Origin of the sequence: Streptomyces ossamyceticus (assembly GCF_001418475.1) — a bacterium.
GTDB lineage: Bacteria > Actinomycetota > Actinomycetes > Streptomycetales > Streptomycetaceae > Streptomyces > Streptomyces ossamyceticus.
In genome coordinates, this window is the sequence record NZ_LIQX01000886.1 from 1 (window position 1) to 3,139 (window position 3,139).

Consider the following 3,139-nt stretch of genomic DNA (forward strand, 5'->3'; position numbering starts at 1 on the left):
CCCGGTGTACGGCTCGAAGTCCTCGGTGGTGCGGCCGGTCGCGGCGGCCGGTCCGGAGGACGTCCGGCGGGCCGTGGACGCCGCCGACGCGGCGTTCGAGGACTGGGCGGCCCTCGCCCCCTTCGCCCGGCGGGCGATCTTCTTCAAGGCCGCCGAACTGCTGGAGGGCCGGGGAGAGCAGGTCGCCGAGATCATGGCGCGGGAGGCGGGCGGCACCCGCCCCTGGGCGCTGTTCAACGTGATGCTCGCCGCCAACATCCTGCGCGAGGCGGCCGCCGCGATCACCGCCCCGCGCGGCGAGGTGCTCAGCTCCCAGAAGGAGGGCGCGCTGAGCCTCGCCGTCCGTGAACCGCTCGGCGTGGTCGCGGCGTTCGCGCCGTGGAACGCGCCCGTCATCCTCGGGGTACGGGCCGTCGCGGCGCCGCTGGCCGCGGGCAACACCGTCGTCGTCAAGCCCAGCGAGGACGCGCCCATCGCCTGCGGCCTGCTAGTCGCCGACGTGTTCCGGGAGGCCGGCCTGCCCGACGGCGTCCTCAACGTGATCACCAACGCGCCCGAGGACGCGGCCGGGATCGCCGAGGCGCTGATCTCCGACGAGCGGGTGCGCGCGGTCAACTTCACCGGCTCCACCAACGTCGGACGGATCATCGGCGAGCACGCGGCCCGCCATCTCAAGCCCGCCGTCCTGGAGTTGGGCGGCAAGAACGCGGTCATCGTCCTCGACGACGCCGACGTGGACTACGCGGTCGACGCCGTCACCTTCAGCGTCTTCATGAACGCCGGGCAGATCTGCATGTCCGGCGACCGGATCCTCGTCCACGAGTCGCTGGCGGAGGAGTTCGCGCAGAAGTTCACCGCCAAGGTCGCCACGCTGCGCGCCGGCGACCCCGGCCACCCGCACACCGTGGTCGGGCCCCTGGTGACCGCCTCCGCCGCCGAGCGGATCGCGGCGCTGGTGCAGGACGCGGTCGCCAAGGGCGCCACCGTCCTCACCGGGGGCGGCCGGCCGGAGGGCGCGGTGCACCCGGCGACCGTGCTCACCGACGTCCCCAAGGACGCCGACCTGTACTACACCGAGTCCTTCGGCCCGCTCTGCGTCCTGGAGACGTTCGCCGCGGACGACATCGCCGTGAAGCTCGCCAACGACACCGACAACGGCCTGAGCTGCGGCATCATCACCGAGAACGCCACCCACGGCCTGGCCGTCGCCCGCCGGATCCGCACCGGCATCGTGCACATCAACGACCAGTCCGTGGCCGACGAGCCCCAGGTGCCCTTCGGCGGTGTGAAGGCCTCCGGCTACGGGCGGTTCGGCGGCCGCTGGGGCATCGAGGCCTTCTCGAACACCCGCTGGGTGACCATGTCCACCCAGCAGGCGCACTACCCGTTCTGAGCGACCGGGTCGGACGCCAGGAACTGTGTGGCCGCCAGCTCCGCGTACAGCGGGTCGGCGGCCACCAGTTCCCGGTGGGTGCCGACCGCGCGGACCAGCCCGGCGTCCATCACCACGATGCGGTCGGCCATCGTCACCGTCGACAGCCGGTGCGCCACCACCAGCACCGTCGTCGTCCGGGCCACGTCGGCGACCGTGTCCCGCAGCGCCGCCTCGTTGACCGCGTCCAGCTGGCTGGTCGCCTCGTCGAGCAGCAGCAGACGCGGGCGCCGCAGCAGCGCGCGGGCGATGGCGACGCGCTGGCGCTCACCCCCGGACAGCTTGGTGCCCCGGTGGCCGACCAGTGTCTCCAGGCCCTGCGGCAGCTTGGCGACCAGGCCGTCCAGCCGGGTCGTCTTCAGCACCCGGCCGAGCTCGCCCTCGTCGGCCTCGGGGTTGCCCAGCAGCAGGTTGTCGCGCAAGGTGCCGGACAGCACCGGCGCGTCCTGCTCCACATAGCCGATCGCCGCCCGCAGCCGGGACAGCTCCCACGCGGTGACGTCCCGGCCGTCGACCGTGATGACGCCCGCCTCCGGGTCGTAGAACCGCTCGATGAGCGAGAACACGGTGGTCTTGCCCGCGCCCGAGGGCCCGACGAACGCGGTCATCCCCCGCGCCGGGACCTCGAACGTCACCCCGTGGTGCACATACGGCAGGTCGTCGGCGTACCGGAAGCGGACGTCGGCGAAGGCGACCGCGGCGGGCTCGGTGTCCGGGCCCGGCAGCGGTGCGGGCCGGGCGGCCGGCTCGGCGGGCAGCCGCAGCGCCTCCTGGATGCGGGCGAGCGCGGCGGCACCGGTCTGGTACTGGGTGATGGCGCCGACGACCTGCTGGATCGGCGACATCAGATAGAACACGTACAGCAGGAACGCCACCAGCGTGCCCACGTCGATCGCGCCGGTGGCGACGCGGGCGCCGCCCACCGCGAGCACCGTGATGAAGGCGATCTGCATGGCGAGCCCCGCCGTGTTGCCCGCGGCCGCCGACCACTTGGCGGCCCGTACGCTCTGCCGCCACGACTCCTCGGCCGCCGCGTGCACGGCCTCCTCCTCGCGGTGCTCGGCGCCGGACGCCTTCACCGTGCGCAGCGCGCCGAGGATCCGCTCCAGCGAGGCGCCCATCGCCCCGACGGCGTCCTGCGCCGCTCGGCTGGCCCGGTTGATGCGGGGCACGATGACGCCGAACACCACCCCCGCGCCGAGGATCACACCGAGCGTCACGGCCAGCAGCACCGGGTCGACGAACCCCATCAGCACCACCGTCGCGACGAGCGTGAGCCCGCCGGTGCCGAGGCCGACGAGGGTGTCGGTGGTGACCTCGCGCAGCAGCGTGGTGTCGGAGGTGATCCGCGCCATCAGGTCGCCCGGCTCGCTGCGGTCCACCGCGGTGATCCGCAGCCGCAGCAGATACGACGACAGGGTGCGCCGCGCGCCCAGCACCACCGACTCGGCGGTGCGCCGCAGCACGTACGAACCCGTGGCGCCCACCGCCGCGTTGCCCACGACCAGCGCGGACATCAGCAGCAGCGCCCAGGTGATGGCGCGGTCGTGGGACAGGTCGTCGATCAGTTCACGGGCGACCAGCGGCAGGGCGAGCCCGGTCGCCCCGGTGACCAGGGACAGCAGTGCGCCCAGCAGAAGGGCCCAGCGATGGGGCCGTACATAGCCGAGCAGCAGCCGCCAGTTGGGCTGCTGCTCGGCTATGTAC

At 73.4% G+C, this 3,139-nt stretch carries 2 protein-coding genes; one reads left to right on the forward strand and one right to left on the reverse strand.

Going from position 1 to position 3,139, the window contains the following annotated elements:
• A partial coding sequence (locus AOK15_RS40130) for an aldehyde dehydrogenase family protein (RefSeq protein ID WP_055524065.1) occupies positions 1-1,393 on the forward strand: 1,393 nt, incomplete at its 5' end.
• On the opposite strand, the gene AOK15_RS40135 is transcribed toward AOK15_RS40130, so the two are convergent.
• Complete coding sequence (locus AOK15_RS40135) at positions 1,381-3,135, reverse strand: ABC transporter ATP-binding protein (RefSeq protein WP_055524068.1); 1,755 nt, start codon at positions 3,133-3,135, stop codon at positions 1,381-1,383. The two genes, AOK15_RS40130 and AOK15_RS40135, sit on opposite strands and share 13 nt — an antisense overlap.
• Between the last annotated feature and the right edge of the window lie 4 nt (positions 3,136-3,139).